At 74.0% G+C, this 15,321-nt stretch carries 12 protein-coding genes; 10 read left to right on the top strand and 2 right to left on the bottom strand.

What is annotated here, in order from left to right:
- The first annotated feature begins 3 nt into the window (after positions 1-3).
- The 3 genes from ACQKM2_RS30240 to ACQKM2_RS30230 all read left to right on the top strand — a co-directional run bounded on the left by ACQKM2_RS30240 (position 4) and on the right by ACQKM2_RS30230 (position 5,569).
- On the top strand, positions 4-267 hold the full coding sequence (locus ACQKM2_RS30240) for a WhiB family transcriptional regulator (protein WP_003983763.1): 264 nt from the start codon (positions 4-6) through the stop codon (positions 265-267).
- Positions 268-521: 254 nt separating this feature from the next.
- Entirely contained in the window at positions 522-4,094 is a 3,573-nt protein-coding gene (locus ACQKM2_RS30235) for a glycosyltransferase (RefSeq protein WP_427715224.1), read from the top strand.
- Positions 4,091-5,569 (top strand): DUF5719 family protein, encoded by a 1,479-nt coding sequence (locus ACQKM2_RS30230; protein WP_427715222.1) that lies wholly within the window; start codon positions 4,091-4,093, stop codon positions 5,567-5,569. The genes ACQKM2_RS30235 and ACQKM2_RS30230 overlap by 4 nt, the downstream gene beginning before the upstream one ends.
- A 23-nt stretch (positions 5,570-5,592) precedes the next feature.
- Here the strand turns inward: ACQKM2_RS30230 and ACQKM2_RS30225 are convergent, their stop codons facing one another.
- Positions 5,593-6,069, bottom strand: a complete 477-nt coding sequence (locus ACQKM2_RS30225) for a metallopeptidase family protein (protein WP_386274976.1) — start codon at positions 6,067-6,069, stop codon at positions 5,593-5,595.
- A 111-nt stretch (positions 6,070-6,180) separates the two neighbouring features.
- Between ACQKM2_RS30225 and ACQKM2_RS30220 the strand changes: the two genes are divergently transcribed.
- The 6 genes from ACQKM2_RS30220 to ACQKM2_RS30195 all read left to right on the top strand — a co-directional run bounded on the left by ACQKM2_RS30220 (position 6,181) and on the right by ACQKM2_RS30195 (position 11,990).
- The gene (locus ACQKM2_RS30220) at positions 6,181-6,645 is read left to right on the top strand and encodes a DUF3499 domain-containing protein (protein WP_427715219.1); all 465 of its coding nucleotides are present in this window, start codon (positions 6,181-6,183) and stop codon (positions 6,643-6,645) included.
- A 78-nt stretch (positions 6,646-6,723) separates the two neighbouring features.
- The gene (locus tag ACQKM2_RS30215; RefSeq protein WP_427715217.1) at positions 6,724-8,094 is read left to right on the top strand and encodes a phosphomannomutase/phosphoglucomutase; all 1,371 of its coding nucleotides are present in this window, start codon (positions 6,724-6,726) and stop codon (positions 8,092-8,094) included.
- Positions 8,095-8,395: 301 nt separating this feature from the next.
- A complete protein-coding gene (locus ACQKM2_RS30210; protein WP_007264456.1) occupies positions 8,396-8,581 on the top strand; it encodes a Trm112 family protein in 186 nt (61 codons plus the stop codon).
- Positions 8,582-8,640: 59 nt separating this feature from the next.
- Entirely contained in the window at positions 8,641-9,774 is a 1,134-nt protein-coding gene (locus ACQKM2_RS30205) for an SIS domain-containing protein (protein ID WP_427715216.1), read from the top strand.
- Between the two features lie 48 nt (positions 9,775-9,822).
- A complete protein-coding gene (gene manA / locus ACQKM2_RS30200) occupies positions 9,823-10,980 on the top strand; it encodes a mannose-6-phosphate isomerase, class I (protein WP_427715213.1) in 1,158 nt (385 codons plus the stop codon).
- A gap of 74 nt (positions 10,981-11,054) precedes the next feature.
- A complete protein-coding gene (locus tag ACQKM2_RS30195; protein WP_427715211.1) occupies positions 11,055-11,990 on the top strand; it encodes a cation diffusion facilitator family transporter in 936 nt (311 codons plus the stop codon).
- A gap of 75 nt (positions 11,991-12,065) precedes the next feature.
- On the opposite strand, the gene ACQKM2_RS30190 is transcribed toward ACQKM2_RS30195, so the two are convergent.
- Positions 12,066-14,162, bottom strand: coding sequence for a fructose-specific PTS transporter subunit EIIC (locus ACQKM2_RS30190; RefSeq protein WP_427715209.1), 2,097 nt, complete (start codon positions 14,160-14,162; stop codon positions 12,066-12,068).
- 341 nt (positions 14,163-14,503) lie between these two features.
- Here ACQKM2_RS30190 and ACQKM2_RS30185 point away from each other — a divergent pair.
- Positions 14,504-15,321 (top strand): adenosylhomocysteinase (locus ACQKM2_RS30185; RefSeq protein ID WP_427715208.1); only part of this gene is annotated, 818 nt, incomplete at its 3' end.

Here is a 15,321-nt window from a genome sequence, read left to right as displayed (position 1 = left end):
CACATGACCGAGCTGTTTCAGGAACTGCTGGTCGAAGAGGCGGACGAGGAGCTCGGTTGGCAGGAGCGCGCACTGTGCGCGCAGACCGACCCCGAATCCTTCTTTCCCGAGAAGGGCGGCTCCACCCGCGAAGCCAAGAAGGTCTGCCTCGCCTGCGAGGTCCGCTCCGAATGCCTTGAGTACGCCCTCGCCAACGACGAGCGATTCGGCATCTGGGGCGGCCTGTCCGAGCGCGAGCGGCGCCGGCTGAAAAAGGCCGCGGTCTGAGAGCGGCGACGACCGGCGATCCGAAACGGTCCCGGAGCACCACCGGAAGCACCACCGAAAGCAACGGAAACAACGACAGACTGAGCAAACGGTCCGCCTCCCGCACCTTCCCCGCAGGAGGCGGACCGTCGCGTTCCGGACCTTCTCCCGACGCGGCGTACCCTCCCCTTCCCAGCCGTTAGTGTGGGGCGCTGTCCAGCAGCCTCCGAGGGCACAACACCCCCGGATCCCCAGGCCGGAGGGCCCGTACCGCGATGTCCCCGCACAGCAGCTCGCCGGCCTCCCAGCAGGCGGCCGCCACCCCCGAGTTCCCCCGGCACGTCGTCACCGCGGTCCTCGTCGCGCACGATGGAGCCCGCTGGCTGCCCGAGACCCTCGCAGGACTCCTCGCCCAGGAACGCCCCGCGCAGAACCACGTCGCCGCCGACACCGGCAGCGCCGACGACTCCGCCCGCCTCCTCGCCGAAGCCCTCGGCGACGACCGCGTCCTGCACCTCGCCCGCCGCACCGGATTCGGCGCCGCCGTCGACGAAGCCGCCCGCAGCGCCGGCACCCTCACCCCCGAGGAACTCCCGTACCTCAAGCGCCCCAGCGGCTGGGACCCCGTCAGCCGTACCTGGCGCGACGACGCCTACGACCTCCCCGACCTCCCCCACGGCGAACCCGTCCAGTGGCTCTGGCTGCTCCACGACGACAGCGCACCCGAACCCGACGCCCTCACCGAACTCCTGCGCGTCGCCGACGGCAACCCGGAGGCCGCCGTCATCGGCCCCAAACTCCGCGGCTGGTACGACCGCAGGCAACTCCTCGAAGCCGGCGTCACCATCGCCCGCAGCGGCCGCCGCTGGACCGGCCTCGACCGCCGCGAACAGGACCAGGGCCAGCACGACCAGGTCCGCCCCGTCCTCTCCGTCTCCACCGCCGGCATGCTCGTACGCCGCGACGTGTACGACGCCCTCGGCGGCTTCGACCGCCGCCTGCCCCTGATGCGCGACGACGTCGACCTCTGCTGGCGCGCCCACAGCGCCGGCCACACCGTCCTCGTCGCCCCCGACGCCGTCCTGCGGCACGCCGAAGCCGCCGCCCGGGAACGCCGCACCGTCGACTGCGCCGGCCGCTCCGCCGTCAGCCCCCACCGCGTCGACAAGGCCGGCGCCGTCCACACCCTGCTGGCCAACACCCCCGGCCGCGCCCTGCCCTACGTCCTGCTGCGCCTGGTTCTCGGCACCCTGCTGCGCACCCTCGGCTACCTCCTCGGCAAAGCCCCCGGCCAGGCCGTCGACGAACTCACCGGACTCCTCACCACCCTGCTCCGCCCCGGCCGGATCCTCACCGCCCGGCGGGCCCGCCGCCGCCCCGCCGTCCCCGCAGCCGAACTCCGCCCCCTCTTCCCCCCGCCCGGCGCCACCCTCCGCGCCGGCGCCGAACAGCTCGCCGCCCACCTCGGCTCCGGACGCGACGACGACCCCGCCCCCGCCGCCCGGCACGGCGCAGCCCTCGAACCCGGCCCCGGCGGCGACGACGCCGACCACCTCGACACCGGCCGGCCCGGCCGGCTCAAGCGGATCGCCCGCAACCCCTCACCCGCCCTCTTCGCCGGCCTCCTCCTCGTCTCCCTCGTCGCCTGCCGCGCCCTCATCGGCGGCGGCAGCCTCACGGGCGGCGCCCTGCTCCCCGCCCCCTCCGGCGCGGGCGGCCTCTGGCACACCTACACCGGCGACTGGCAGCCCGTCGGCACCGGCACCACCGCCGGAGCACCCCCCTACCTCGCGGTCCTGGCCGGCCTCTCCGCCCTCCTCCTCGGCTCCACCCAGGCCGCCCTGACCCTGCTCCTCGTCGGCGCGGTCCCCCTCGCCGGCCTCACCGCCTACTTCGCCTCCCGGCCCCTCGTCACCTCCCGCCTGCTGCGCGCCTGGGCCGCCGTCGGCTACGCCTTCCTCCCCGCCGTCACCGGAGCCCTCGCCGGCGGCCGCCTCGGCACCGCCGTCCTCGCCGTGCTCCTGCCGCTCATCGCCCGCTCCGCCGCCACCGCCCACGGCTTCACCGACGCCGAACCCGGCAGCGGCCGCCGCGCGGTGTGGACGTACGCCCTGCTGCTCACCCCGGCCACCGCCTTCACCCCCGTCGCATGGCCCCTCGCCGCCGTCCTCGGCACCGCCGCCGTCCTCGCGCGCCGCGCGCACTGGAAGACGTACGCCCCCCGCCTGCTCGCCGTCCTCGCCGTACCCCTGGCCGTCCTCGCCCCCTGGTCCCTCGGCCTCCTCACCCGCCCTGGCCGCTTCCTGCGCGAAGCCGGACTGCCCTACGGCACCGGCTCCGCCACCCCCCTCGGCCTCCTCACCGCCGACCCCGGCGGCCCCGGCACCACCGGCCCGCTCCTCCTCGCCGGCGTCCTCCTCGCCGCCCTCGCCGCCCTGCTCCGCGCCGACCGGCGCCTCGCCGTCCGCACCGCCTGGACCGCCGCCCTCGCCGGACTGCTCTTTGCCGTCCTCCTCAACCGCACCGGCTGGGCCGGCCCCGGCACCCTCCTGTACGGGCTCGGACTCCTCGCGGCCGCCGCACTCGGCGCCGACGGCGCCAAGTACCGCGTCGCCGCCCGCAGCTTCGGCTGGCGCCAGCCGCTCGCCGCCCTGACCGCCCTCGCCGCCGCCGCCGGACCGCTGCTCCTCGCCGCCGCCTGGGCCGCCGCCGGCGCCGACGGACCGCTGGCACGGCGCGACCCCGTCCAGGTCCCCGCCGTCGTCGCCGAGCACTCGGGCGACACCAACCGCACCCGCACCCTCGTCCTCGACGGAGACTCGCCCGCCACCGTCTCCTACGCCCTGGTCCGCGGCTCCGGCGCCCGCCTCGGCGACGGAGAACTCCTCGCCGCGGCCGGCCCCGAACCCCGCCTCGCCAAAGCCGTCTCCAGCCTGGTCTCCGGCTCCGGAGCCAACCAGTCCGAGCAGCTCAGCGCCTTCGCCGTGCGCTACGTGATGATCCCGGCCGGCGGCTCCGCCCCCATGCGCCGCATCCTCGACGGCACCCCCGGCCTCAAACAGCGCCACCAGAACGACGGCACCGCCCTGTGGGAGGTCGAACGGCTCACCTCCCGCGTCGCGATCGTCCCCGCCCGGCAGGGCCAGACCGCCACCCTCACCGTCGAAGCCGGCCCCGTCGAGGTCCACGCCGACCTCCCGGCCGGCCCCGAGGGCCGCACCCTGCGCATCGCCGACCGGGCCGACGCCGGCTGGCGGGCCACCCTCGACGGCGAACCCCTCACCCCCCGGACCGTCGACGGCTGGGCCCAGGGCTTCGCCCTGCCCACCGACGCCGGCCACCTCGACCTCGTCCACCAGGACTCCTCCACCCGCACCGCCTGGCACTGGGCACAGGGCACCCTCGCCCTGCTGCTCCTCGTGATGGCCCTGCCCGGCCGCCGCGCCCGCCTCGACGACGACCTGCCCGAGGAGACCGAGCCCGGCGCCGCCCCCGCCGGGGACCGCCCCGGCGAGCCCGGCCACGGCCACGGCCGCCGCCGCCGGACCGGACCGGCCGGCGCGCCCGACCCGGAGCCGGTCCCGGCCGAGGCCGTCGTCGACCCCTACGCGCAGATCCCCGCGCAGCAGGTCTACGGCGAGGACTCGTACGCCTACCAGGAGCCCCACCCGTACGAGGCGCAGCAGCCGCACCAGCCGCAGCCCGCCCACGACGCCTACGGGCAGTACCCCCCGCCCGGGGGACAACCGCACTTCCCGCAGCAACAGCAGCCCCACCCGTACGAGTACGAGCAGCAGTACGACGCCTACGGACAGCACCACCCGCGTCCGGACGGGAGCCACCAGTGAAGCAGCGCGCCCCCCTGACGCTCGCGGCCGTGACGGCGGCGCTGGCCGCCGCCACCGGGCTGGCCTTCCTCACCGCCCCCGCCGCCACCCCGGCCGACGGCGCCGGGCGGGCGGCCGCCGCCCGGATGCCGGTGGAACGCTCCGTGCTGGTGTGCCCCGCGCCCAGCTCCTCCGACATCGCCGAGACCACGTACACCTCCCTCACCCCCGGCAAGGGCGGCGGCGCCGGCACGGCCCGGCTGGCCGACAAGGACGGCAAGGCGGTCCTCGACCTGAAGGAGCCCGGCAAGCCCGCCGCGGCCACCGCCTCCGGCGCGGAGGCACCGGCGCTGACGGGCGCCGCCGAGGGAGCCCTGGCCCCGGGCTGGACCGCCCAGCAGACCACCAAGGTGTCCGCCGGCCACGCGCGCGGCCTCCTCGGGCTGGCCTGCACCGCGCCCGGCACCGACTTCTGGTTCCCCGGCGTCGGCACCGCCAAGGGCCGCCAGGACTACGTCCACCTCACCAACCCCGACGACACCGTCGCCGAGGTGGCCATCAAGCTGCACGGCCCCGACGGCCTGCTCAAGGACAAGCCGGGCACCCCCGACCCCGTCTACGACGTCGCCCCCCGGTCCACCACCAAGGTGTCGCTGGCCCAGCTGGCCCCCGACAGCCAGCTCGCGGACGCCACCGCGCACGTCACGGCGCGCTCCGGCCGGGTCGGCGCATCCGTGCACGTGGCCGAGGACGGCACCGGCGCCGACTGGCTCCCGGCCTCCGGGGGCCCGGCGGACACCCTGGTCCTGCCCGGGATCCCGGCCGACGCCATCTCCGTACGGCTGGTCGCCTTCGCCCCCGGCGAGGACGACGCCGACCTCACCGTGAAGCTGTCCGGCCCCACCGGCCCCATCAGCCCGGCCGGCAAGGAACGCCTCCACCTCAAGGGCGGCATGACCGAGACCCTGGACCTCGGCGACGTGACCCGGGGCGAGGCCGGCTCCCTGCTGCTGGCCCCCGCCGACCCGAAGAAGGCCGTACCCGTCGTCGCCGCCCTGCGCGTGGTCCGCGGCACCGGCACCAAGCAGGAACTGGCCTTCGTCCCCGCGAGCGCCCCCGTCGGCGAGCGGGCCACCGTCACCGACAACCGGGCCGACGACAAGACCACCGTCCTCACCCTCACCGCCTCCGGCGCCGACGCGAAGGTCCGCGTCACCGCCTCCCCGGGCACCGAGGGCGGGCAGGGCACCGCCACGGAGATCACCCTCAAGGGCGGCACCACCCGCGCGGTCACCCCGCCGCCGGCCCCCTCCGGCGGCAAGGGCCCCTACGCCCTGACCGTCGAGACCCTGTCCGGGGGCCCCGTCCACGCGGCCCGCACCCTGACCCTGCCGCACGACGGGATCCCGATGTTCACCGTCCAGGCCTTCGGCGACGACCGCTCCACGGTCTCGGTCCCCAGGGCGGCCGAGGACCCCTCGATCCTGCTGCGCTGAAACAGGGGGGTACGGGCGGGGCGTCAGTCCTGCCCGTACCGCGGGTCCACCGTCTCCGGCGACAGCCCGAGCAGCTCCGCGACCTGCTCCACCACGATCTCGTGGACCAGCAGCGCCCGCTCGTCCCGCGTCTTCGCCCGGATCTCCACGGGCCGCCGGAACACCACGATCCGCGCCGGCCTCCCGTCCCGGGCCTCCACCAGCCCGCCCAGCGGCACCGCCTCGTCGTTCCAGCCCGCGTCGGGCCCGCCCGGCGGCCCCGGCACGTCCGCGATGACGAACTCCACCTCGGCCAGCTGCGTCCAGCGCCGCTCCAGCCGCTCCACGGAATCCCGTACGAGGTCACCGAACAGCTCCGCCCGGCTCGCGGACAGCGGCACCTGCGGCGGGGCCAGCGGCCCGCGCATCCCCCGGCCGTGCCGGTCGCGCCGCCGCTGCCGCGGCTCGGAAGGGGCCGCGGCGGGAACCGCCGGGCGGGGAGGAAGCGAACTGTCCGTCACCCCCGCAGGGTAGCCCGCACGCCACGGCCAGGACCCGATACGGTCACGACCTGGTGTCACGTCGGCCAAGATCGGGCCGCTTTACGGACCCGTTGCCCCTCTTCGTCACCCGTGGCGCAGCCCGGGCGGAGTACGACACGGGAGGGCGGCCGGGGGGCGAGTCGTCGCGGCCCGGTCAAGAGTGCGGTACCGTCCAACGTCGTGAGCCTTGTACGTCGCTGTTCGCGCACCGCGTGCGGCCGCCCTGCCGTCGCCACACTGACGTACGTCTACGCCGACTCGACCGCAGTTCTCGGCCCGCTCGCCACCTACGCCGAACCCCACTGCTATGACCTGTGCGCCGAGCACTCCGAGCGCCTGACCGCCCCGCGCGGCTGGGAAGTCGTGCGCCTGTCGGCCGGTTCCGGCCCGTCCCGCCCCAGCGGGGACGACCTCGAAGCCCTGGCCAACGCGGTCCGCGAGGCCGCCCGTCCGCCCGAGCGCGCGGCCGAGGCCGGCGGTTCCGGACCGGGTGCCCCGGTGGCCGGCGAGACCCGTCGCGGACACCTGCGCGTCCTCCGTTCGCCCGATTCCTGACGTACGGATCGTCTGAAAAGCCGCTCTGCGTACAAGGTAGGTTTGCTCCACCGCACAGATCCCTCAGGAGGGCAGGCAGTGGCCGCAGATCTTTCGAACATCGTCAAGGCGTACGACGTACGCGGCGTCGTACCCGACGAGTGGGACGAGCCCCTGGCCGAACTGTTCGGTGCTGCGTTCGTCGAGGTCACCGGCGCCACGGCGATCGTGATCGGCCACGACATGCGGCCCTCCTCGCCCGGCCTGTCCGCCGCCTTCGCCCGGGGCGCGGCCGCCCGCGGCGTCGACGTCACCCTGATCGGCCTGTGCTCCACCGACCAGCTGTACTACGCCTCCGGCAAGCTGGACCTGCCCGGCGCCATGTTCACCGCCTCGCACAACCCGGCCCAGTACAACGGCATCAAGCTGTGCCGCGCCGGCGCCGCGCCCGTGGGCCAGGACACCGGCCTCGCCACCATCCGCGAGCTCGCCGAGAAGTGGACCGACGAGGGCGCCCCGGAGATCCCCGCCGGCACCGTCCCGGGCACCATCACCGAGCAGGACACCCTGGCCGGCTACGCCGAGCACCTGAAGTCCCTGGTCGACCTGACGGCCATCCGCCCGCTGAAGGTCGTCGTCGACGCGGGCAACGGCATGGGCGGCCACACCGTCCCCACCGTCTTCGAGGGCCTCCCGCTGGACCTCGTCCCCATGTACTTCGAGCTGGACGGGACCTTCCCGAACCACGAGGCCAACCCCCTCGACCCGAAGAACATCGTGGACCTGCAGGCCCGCGTGCTCGCCGAGGGCGCCGACCTGGGCCTCGCCTTCGACGGCGACGCCGACCGCTGCTTCGTCGTCGACGAGCGCGGCGAGGGCGTCTCCCCGTCCGCCATCACCGCCCTGGTCGCGGCCCGCGAGCTGGCCCGCAACGGCGGCTCCGGCACGATCATCCACAACCTGATCACCTCGTGGTCGGTCCCGGAGGTCGTCCGCGAGAACGGCGGCACCCCGGTCCGCACCCGCGTCGGCCACTCGTTCATCAAGCAGGAGATGGCCACCACCGGCGCCATCTTCGGCGGCGAGCACTCCGCGCACTACTACTTCAAGGACTTCTGGAACGCGGACACGGGCATGCTCGCCGCGCTCCACGTCCTCGCGGCCCTCGGCGGCCAGGAGGGCACCCTCTCCGCCCTCGTCGCGGAGTACGACCGCTACGTCGGCTCGGGCGAGATCAACTCCACCGTCGCCGACCAGGCCGCCCGCACCGCCGAGGTCAAGGCCGCCTACGCCGGCCAGGACGGCATCACCTTCGACGAGCTGGACGGCCTCACGGTCTCCGCCGCCGACTGGTGGTTCAACCTCCGCCCCTCCAACACCGAGCCGCTCCTGCGCCTCAACGTGGAGGCCCGCGACGAGGCCACCCTGACCAAGATCCGCGACGAGGTCCTCACCCTCGTCCGCGCCTGACCCCTGACCCGGCGGGGCACCACCGGCCCCGCCGGGCCAAAATCAGCCCCGCCTGGGGGCACCTCCCAGCGGTAGCTTGGGGAGTTTGAGGCGCGGGGGCTCGGGGGCAGAGCCCCCTGGGGGTCCCCCCGGACGGAGTCCGGGGGAGGCGCCGCACCCGATACCGGGTCCCCGCCCGACAGGGCGGTCAGGCTGCCGGGCAACGCCCGACCCCCTTCAAGCCGCACCGCAGGTGACTCGGCGGTACGCTGACCTCGCCCAATCCGCGATAAGCGATCCGCATCCCCGAAGGGAACCGCCCATGCCGCTCGAAGCCGGCCTGCTGGAGATCCTCGCCTGCCCCGCCTGCCACGCCCCCCTCCGGGACGAGTCGGCGGACGAGACCGCCCCCGAGCTGATCTGCACCGGCCAGGACTGCGGTCTCGCGTACCCGGTCCGCGACGGCATCCCGGTCCTCCTCGTGGACGAGGCCCGCCGCCCCGCCTGACCGGCCCCGTTCCCCACCGCTCGACCAGCCTGGATCCGTCAACACCGCCGGAGGCCCCCATGCTCGACGAGTCACTCCTCGACGCACCGGACGATCTCGCCCGTGCCGACCGCCGCGGCCTGCTCCGCGGCGCCGCCGAGGCCGGGGCCAGAGTCCGCACCGCGGCCCGGCACGCCACCGAGGCCGGACTCGCGGACCTGCGCCCCGACGGGCGCCCCCGCTCCGTCCTGATCGCCGGCCCCGGCACCGCCGCCACCGGCGTCGCCGACCTGCTCGGCGCCCTCGCCGGAGCCTCCGCCCCGGTCACCCGCCTGCACCCCACCGGCGTCGCGCACGCCGCCGGGGCGCTGCGCTGGAACCTGCCCGGCTGGGCGGGACCCGTGGACCTGCTCCTCATCGCCACCACCGACGGCACCGAGCCCGGCCTCGCGGCCCTCGCCGAGCAGGCCTACCGGCGCGGCTGCGCCGTGGTCGCCGTCGCCCCCGAGCGCTCACCGCTGGGCGAGGCGGTCAGCGGCGCGCACGGGGTCCTCGTTCCGATGGCCAAGGCCCCGTACCAGGAGTACGACGAGTCCGCCGCGGCCGGTCCCGGAGCCCTCTGGGCCCTGCTGACCCCGCTGCTGGTCCTCCTCGACAAGGTCGGCCTGATCAGCGCCGCCCCCGACGCCCTCCAGCGCGTCGCCGACCGGCTCGACCGGACCGCCGAGCGCTGCGGCCCGGCCATCGCCACCTACTCCAACCCGGCCAAGACCCTCGCAGCCGAACTGGCCGACTCGCTCCCCCTCATCTGGAGCGAGGGAGAGGGCGCCGGCCCCGCCGGCCGCCGCTTCGCCGCGACCCTCGCCGAACTGGCCGGCCGCCCCGCGCTCTCCGCAACCCTGCCCGAGGCGCTGCCCGCGCACGGGGTGCTGCTCGCCGGGGCCTTCGCCGCCGGAGCCGACCCGGACGACTTCTTCCGGGACCGCGTGGAGGAGCCCCAGGCCCTGCGCGCCCGCATCGTCCTGCTGCGCGACCGGCCGACGGGCGGGCTCAGCGCCGCCCCGGCCGCGCGCGAGCTCGCCCTCAGCCACGACACGGCCATCAGCGAGCTCGAACCGGAGGAGGGCGGCGAGCTGGAACAGCTCGCCGAACTCCTCGCCGTCACCGACTTCGCCACCGCCTACCTGGCGCTGGCGACCCGGGGACACAGCTAGGCACACACCCGTGCCCGCACCACATCCAGATCCAGGAAGACGACGACGATGGACCGCCTCACCAACACGATCCGCCCCTACGCGTGGGGATCCACCACCGCGATCCCGGCCCTCCTCGGAGTCGAGCCGACCGGTGAGCCCCAGGCCGAGATGTGGATGGGCGCCCACCCCGGCGCCCCCTCCCGCCTCGACCGCGGAGCCGGCGAGACCACCCTGGCGGCCGTCATCGACGCCGACCCGGAGGGTGAGCTCGGAGCCGCCGCCGTCGCCAGGTTCGGCCCCCGCCTGCCCTTCCTCCTCAAGATCCTCGCCGCCGGCGCCCCCCTCTCCCTCCAGGTCCACCCCGACCTCGCCCAGGCCCGCGCCGGGTTCGAGGACGAGGAGCGGCGCGGCGTCCCGATCGACGCGGGCCACCGCAACTACAAGGACGCCAACCACAAGCCCGAGCTGATCTGCGCGCTCACCCCCTTCGACGGCCTGTGCGGCTTCCGCCCGCCGGCGGAGGCCGCGGACCTCCTCGAAGGCCTCGGCGTCGACTCCCTCAAGCCGTACGTGGACCTGCTGCGCGCCCACCCCGAGGAGGCGGCCCTGCGGGAGGTCCTCACCGCCGTCCTCACCGCCGACCGCGGGGAGATGGCCCGTACGGTCGCCGAGGCCGCGGCCGCCGCCGAGCGCCTCGGCGGCCCGTACGAGGCGTACGCGGGCCTCGTCCACGACTACCCGGGCGACCCGGGCGTCATCGCGGCCATGCTCCTCAACCACGTGCGGCTCCAGCCCGGCGAGGCCATGTTCCTCGGCGCCGGCATCCCGCACGCCTACCTCGACGGCCTCGGCGTCGAGCTGATGGCCAACTCGGACAACGTGCTGCGCTGCGGGCTGACGCCCAAGCACGTGGACGTCCCCGAGCTGCTCAAGGTCGTCATCTTCGAGCCGAGCGCCCCGGGCGTCCTGCGTCCCGAGGGCGACGGCGAGGAGGTCTACGAGACCCCGATCGACGAATTCAGGCTCTCCCGGCACGTCCTGGCCCCCGGCGGCGCCCCCCGCGCCCTTCCGGACGGCACCCCGCAGATCCTGCTCTGCACGGCCGGCGCCCCCCGCGTCGGCGAACTGGCCCTCGCCCCCGGCGAGTCGGTCTTCGTCCCCGCGGGCGAAAAGACCGAACTGTCCGGTACGGGCACCGTCTTCCGGGCCACCGTGGTCCTCTGACGTAGCGTCGGCCGCACCCGTAGCTGCAACAATGTGCGGCCGTAGTCAGTGGCCAGGAAGGACACCCAGCAACCATGAGCGCGTCGGGCGGTACCAAGGCGATCGTGGCGGCACTCGCCGCCAACCTCGCCATCGCTGTAGCCAAGTTCGTGGCATTCCTCTTCAGCGGCTCCTCGTCGATGCTCGCGGAAAGCGTCCACTCGGTCGCCGACTCCGGAAACCAGGGCCTGCTCCTCCTCGGCGGGAAGAAGGCCCAGCGCGAGGCCACCCCCCAGCACCCCTTCGGGTACGGGCGCGAGCGCTACATCTACGCCTTCCTCGTCTCCATCGTGCTCTTCACCGTCGGCGGCATGTTCGCCATCTACGAGGGCTACGAGAAGATCCACGACCCGCACGAGATCGAGGCCTGGTACTGGCCCGTCGGCGTCCTCGTCTTCGCGATCGTCGCGGAGGGCTTCTCCTTCCGCACCGCGATCAAGGAGTCCAACGAGAGCCGCGGCAGCCAGAGCTGGAAGCAGTTCATCAAGAGCGCCAAGGCCCCCGAGCTGCCCGTCGTCCTGCTGGAGGACCTCGGCGCGCTCGTCGGCCTGGTCCTCGCCCTCGGCGGCGTCGGCCTCGCCCTGCTCACCGGCAACGGCGTCTGGGACGGCATCGGCACCCTCTGCATCGGCGTCCTGCTGATCGTCATCGCCGTCGTCCTGGCCCTGGAGACCAAGTCCCTGCTGCTCGGCGAGGCCGCCGGCACCGCCGAGGTCGAGAAGATCAAGGCCGCGCTCGTCGACGGCGACACCGTCACCGGCGTCATCCACATGCGCACCCTGCACCTGGGCCCCGAGGAACTCCTCGTCGCCGCCAAGATCGCCGTCCAGCACGACGACACCGCGACCGAGGTGGCCAACGCCATCAACGCCGCCGAGGCCCGCATCCGCGCCTCCGTCCCGATCGCCCGCGTGATCTACCTGGAGCCGGACATCTACAACCCCGAGGCCGCCAAGGCCGACGGCCGCTGACCGGCCCCCGACGCGCGAAGGCCCCCGCAGCTCACCGGCTGCGGGGGCCTTCGTACGTACGGGCGGGAGCCGGGGCTACCGGATCTCGCTCAGCACCTCCAGGACGGCCGGCCCGTCCGGCGCGGACAGGAGCCGCTCGCGGAAGTCCGCGTCCATCAGCTTCCGCGACAGCAGGGCCAGGATCCGCAGGTGCTCGTCGCCCGCGGCGGCCTCCGGCACCGAGATCATGAAGACCAGACGGGCCTTCGTACCGTCCAGCGCGCCCCACTCGATGCCCTCCGAGGACCGGGCGAAGCCGACCGTGGGGCGGACCACCGCGTCCGTCTTGGCGTGCGGGATCGCGATCGACTCGCCCAGTCCCGTCGTGCCCTGCGCCTCCCGGGCGAGGGCCACCCGTACGAGCTCGTCCACGTCCCGGACGTTCCCGGTGGACGCCAGCATCTCGGCCATCTCCCGGATCGCGGCCTCCTTGGTGTCCGAGGCCAGCTCCGTCCTGACCGTCCGCGCGGTGAGGTACCCGGACAACACCTCCGGCCCGGCCTCCGCACCGGCGCCGCCCGCGGGCACCGGGTCCGCCAGCACCCGCAGGGCGGTCCCGCCGGCACCTTCGCCGGTCACCGGACCCGCAGCCGCACCCGCAGCCGCAGCCGCACCCACGCCGGCGAGCACCGGCTCCGCCGCCGCGGCCCCGGCGGGCGCGGCCCCGGCGGCCGCTGCCTGCACGGCCCGGCGCACCTTGATCTCGATCAGGGCGTTCGTCGTCAGCGCCGTCACCACCGTGCCGATGGCGATCGCGATCAGGAACCACGCCCAGCCGCTGATCGCACCCAGCGCGGCCACGACCGGCCCACCGTGCGGGACGTGGTCGCCCACGCCCGCCACACCGGCGACCGCACCCGCCACCGCACCGCCCAGCATGTTCGCCGGGATCACGATCGCCGGCCGCGCCGCCGCGAACGGGATGGCGCCCTCCGAGATGCCGAACATGCCCATGAACAGCGCGGCCATGCCCGTGTCGCGCTCCTGCTCCGAGTACAGCTTGCGGCGCAGCACCGTCGCCAGGCCCTGGCCGAGCGGCATCACCGGGATGGCCGCCGCGCACATGCCCATGACCGCGTAGTTCCCGGACGCGATGAGGCCCGTACCGAAGAGGAACGCCGTCTTGTTGACCGGGCCGCCCATGTCGAAGGCGATCATCAGGCCGAGCAGCGCGCCGAGCAGGATCGCGCTGGTGCCGGTCATACCCGACAGCCAGGAGGTCAGGCTCTCGAACACCCAGGAGATCGGCTTGCCGATGACGTAGATGAAGAACAGGCCGAGCGCCGTCGTGGCCACGATCGGGATCACGATGATCGGCATGATCGGCTGGACGACCTTGGGGACCTTGACCTTCTTGATCCACAGGACCAGGTAGCCCGCCAGGAAGCCCGTCACGATCGCGCCGATGAAGCCGGCGCCCGACTTCGAGTCGTACAGCGTGCCCGTGTTCGCGATGAAGCCGCCGATCATGCCGGGGACCAGTGCCGGCCGGTCGCCGATGGCGTACGCGATGTAGCCGGACAGGATCGGGATCATCAGCGTGAAGCCCAGGACGCCGATCTGGAACACGTGGTCCCAGAAGGTGCCCGGGGTGACCGCGTACCCCTCGGCCGTGGCGTGGCCGCCCAGTGCCAGCGCGATGGCGATCAGCAGACCGCCGACCACCACGAAGGGGATCATGTACGAGACGCCGTTCATCAGCGCCTTGTACGCGAGGCTCCGCTCCTTGCCGCCGCCGCTGCCGCCGGCGGCGCCGCCCGCCGGGGCCGTGCCCGTCTGCACCGGCGCGCTCCGCACCCCCTCGATCAGCTCCTTCGGCCTGTGGATGCCGTCGGCGACGCCGGTGGACAGCACCCGCTTGCCGGCGAAGCGCTCGCGGTCGACCTCCTTGTCGGCGGCGATGATGATCCCGTCCGCCTCTCTGACATCGTTGTCAGAGAGCACGTTCTCGGCCCCGATCGAGCCCTGGGTCTCCACCTTCATGTCCACGCCGAGCTCGGCCGCGGCCTGCGTCAGCTTCTCGGCGGCCATGTAGGTGTGCGCGATCCCCGTGGGGCACGCCGTGACGGCGAGCAGCTTCAGACGCTTCCGCCCACTCGCAGGGTCACCGGGAGGGCCGGCTGGACTGGTCACTTGAGTCTCCTTCACGCCATTGGTCCGCGAGATCGCGTACGAACCCATCCACCGGCATCCTGCAACAGATAAGGGGTGGATCAAAAGTCCGAAAGGCCCCGAACATCCCGCCGGACGGCCTGAAAACGAGGCGCGACTTCTTCCCGTCCCCACTGGGGTCCGATGCGCCGACCGGTGTAGATTCGTCATCAGTGTCAGGCGTCGCTGCTGATGGCGGTCGGGCGGTCCTCGTGACCGGCCGAGGGGAGAGAGGGCCCCGCGACGGACTGTGCTCAGTGCACCGGCCAGCCCCGTGCACGGCCCAGCCGTACCCACCTCTCGAACCATGAGGAGCAGCACCCATGGACTTCAAGGTCGCCGACCTTTCCCTTGCCGCCTTCGGCCGCAAGGAGATCACCCTGGCCGAGCACGAGATGCCGGGTCTGATGTCGATCCGCAAGGAGTACGCCGAGGCGCGGCCGCTGGCCGGAGCCCGCGTCACCGGCTCCCTGCACATGACGGTCCAGACCGCCGTGCTGATCGAGACCCTCGTCGCCCTCGGCGCCGACGTCCGCTGGGCCTCCTGCAACATCTTCTCCACCCAGGACCACGCCGCCGCCGCCATCGCGGTCGGCCCGAACGGCACCCCGGAGAACCCGCAGGGCGTCCCCGTCTTCGCCTGGAAGGGCGAGACGCTGGAGGAGTACTGGTGGTGCACGGAGCAGGCGCTGACCTGGCCGAACACCCCCACCGGCGGCCCGAACATGATCCTCGACGACGGTGGTGACGCCACCCTCCTCGTCCACAAGGGCGTCGAGTTCGAGAAGGCCGGCGCGGCCCCGGACCCGTCCACCGCGGACTCCGAGGAGTACGCGTACATCCTCACGCTCCTCAACCGCACCCTGGCCGAGTCCCCGCAGAAGTGGACGCAGCTCGCGTCCGAGATCCGCGGCGTGACCGAGGAGACCACCACCGGCGTCCACCGCCTCTACGAGATGATGGCCGAGGGCACCCTGCTCTTCCCGGCGATCAACGTGAACGACGCCGTGACGAAGTCGAAGTTCGACAACAAGTACGGCTGCCGGCACTCGCTGATCGACGGCATCAACCGTGCCACCGACGTGCTGATCGGCGGCAAGGTCGCGGTCGTGTGCGGTTACGGCGACGTCGGCAAGGGCTG

The organism is Streptomyces sp. NPDC004126 (assembly GCF_050275515.1).
Classification (GTDB): Bacteria; Actinomycetota; Actinomycetes; order Streptomycetales; family Streptomycetaceae; genus Streptomyces.
Note: the sequence above shows the minus strand (reverse complement) of the source record. Positions and strands in the feature narration are given on the sequence as shown.

Bases quoted from the DNA above. Each gene is read 5' to 3' on its own strand.
- ACQKM2_RS30240 (WP_003983763.1), top strand. From the start codon at position 4: ATGACCGAGCTGTTTCAGGAACTGCTGGTCGAAGAGGCGGACGAGGAG.
- ACQKM2_RS30235 (WP_427715224.1), top strand. From the start codon at position 522: ATGTCCCCGCACAGCAGCTCGCCGGCCTCCCAGCAGGCGGCCGCCACC.
- ACQKM2_RS30210 (WP_007264456.1), top strand. From the start codon at position 8,396: ATGCCGCTCGAAGCCGGCCTGCTGGAGATCCTCGCCTGCCCCGCCTGC.
- ACQKM2_RS30205 (WP_427715216.1), top strand. From the start codon at position 8,641: ATGCTCGACGAGTCACTCCTCGACGCACCGGACGATCTCGCCCGTGCC.
- manA (WP_427715213.1), top strand. From the start codon at position 9,823: ATGGACCGCCTCACCAACACGATCCGCCCCTACGCGTGGGGATCCACC.
- ACQKM2_RS30195 (WP_427715211.1), top strand. From the start codon at position 11,055: ATGAGCGCGTCGGGCGGTACCAAGGCGATCGTGGCGGCACTCGCCGCC.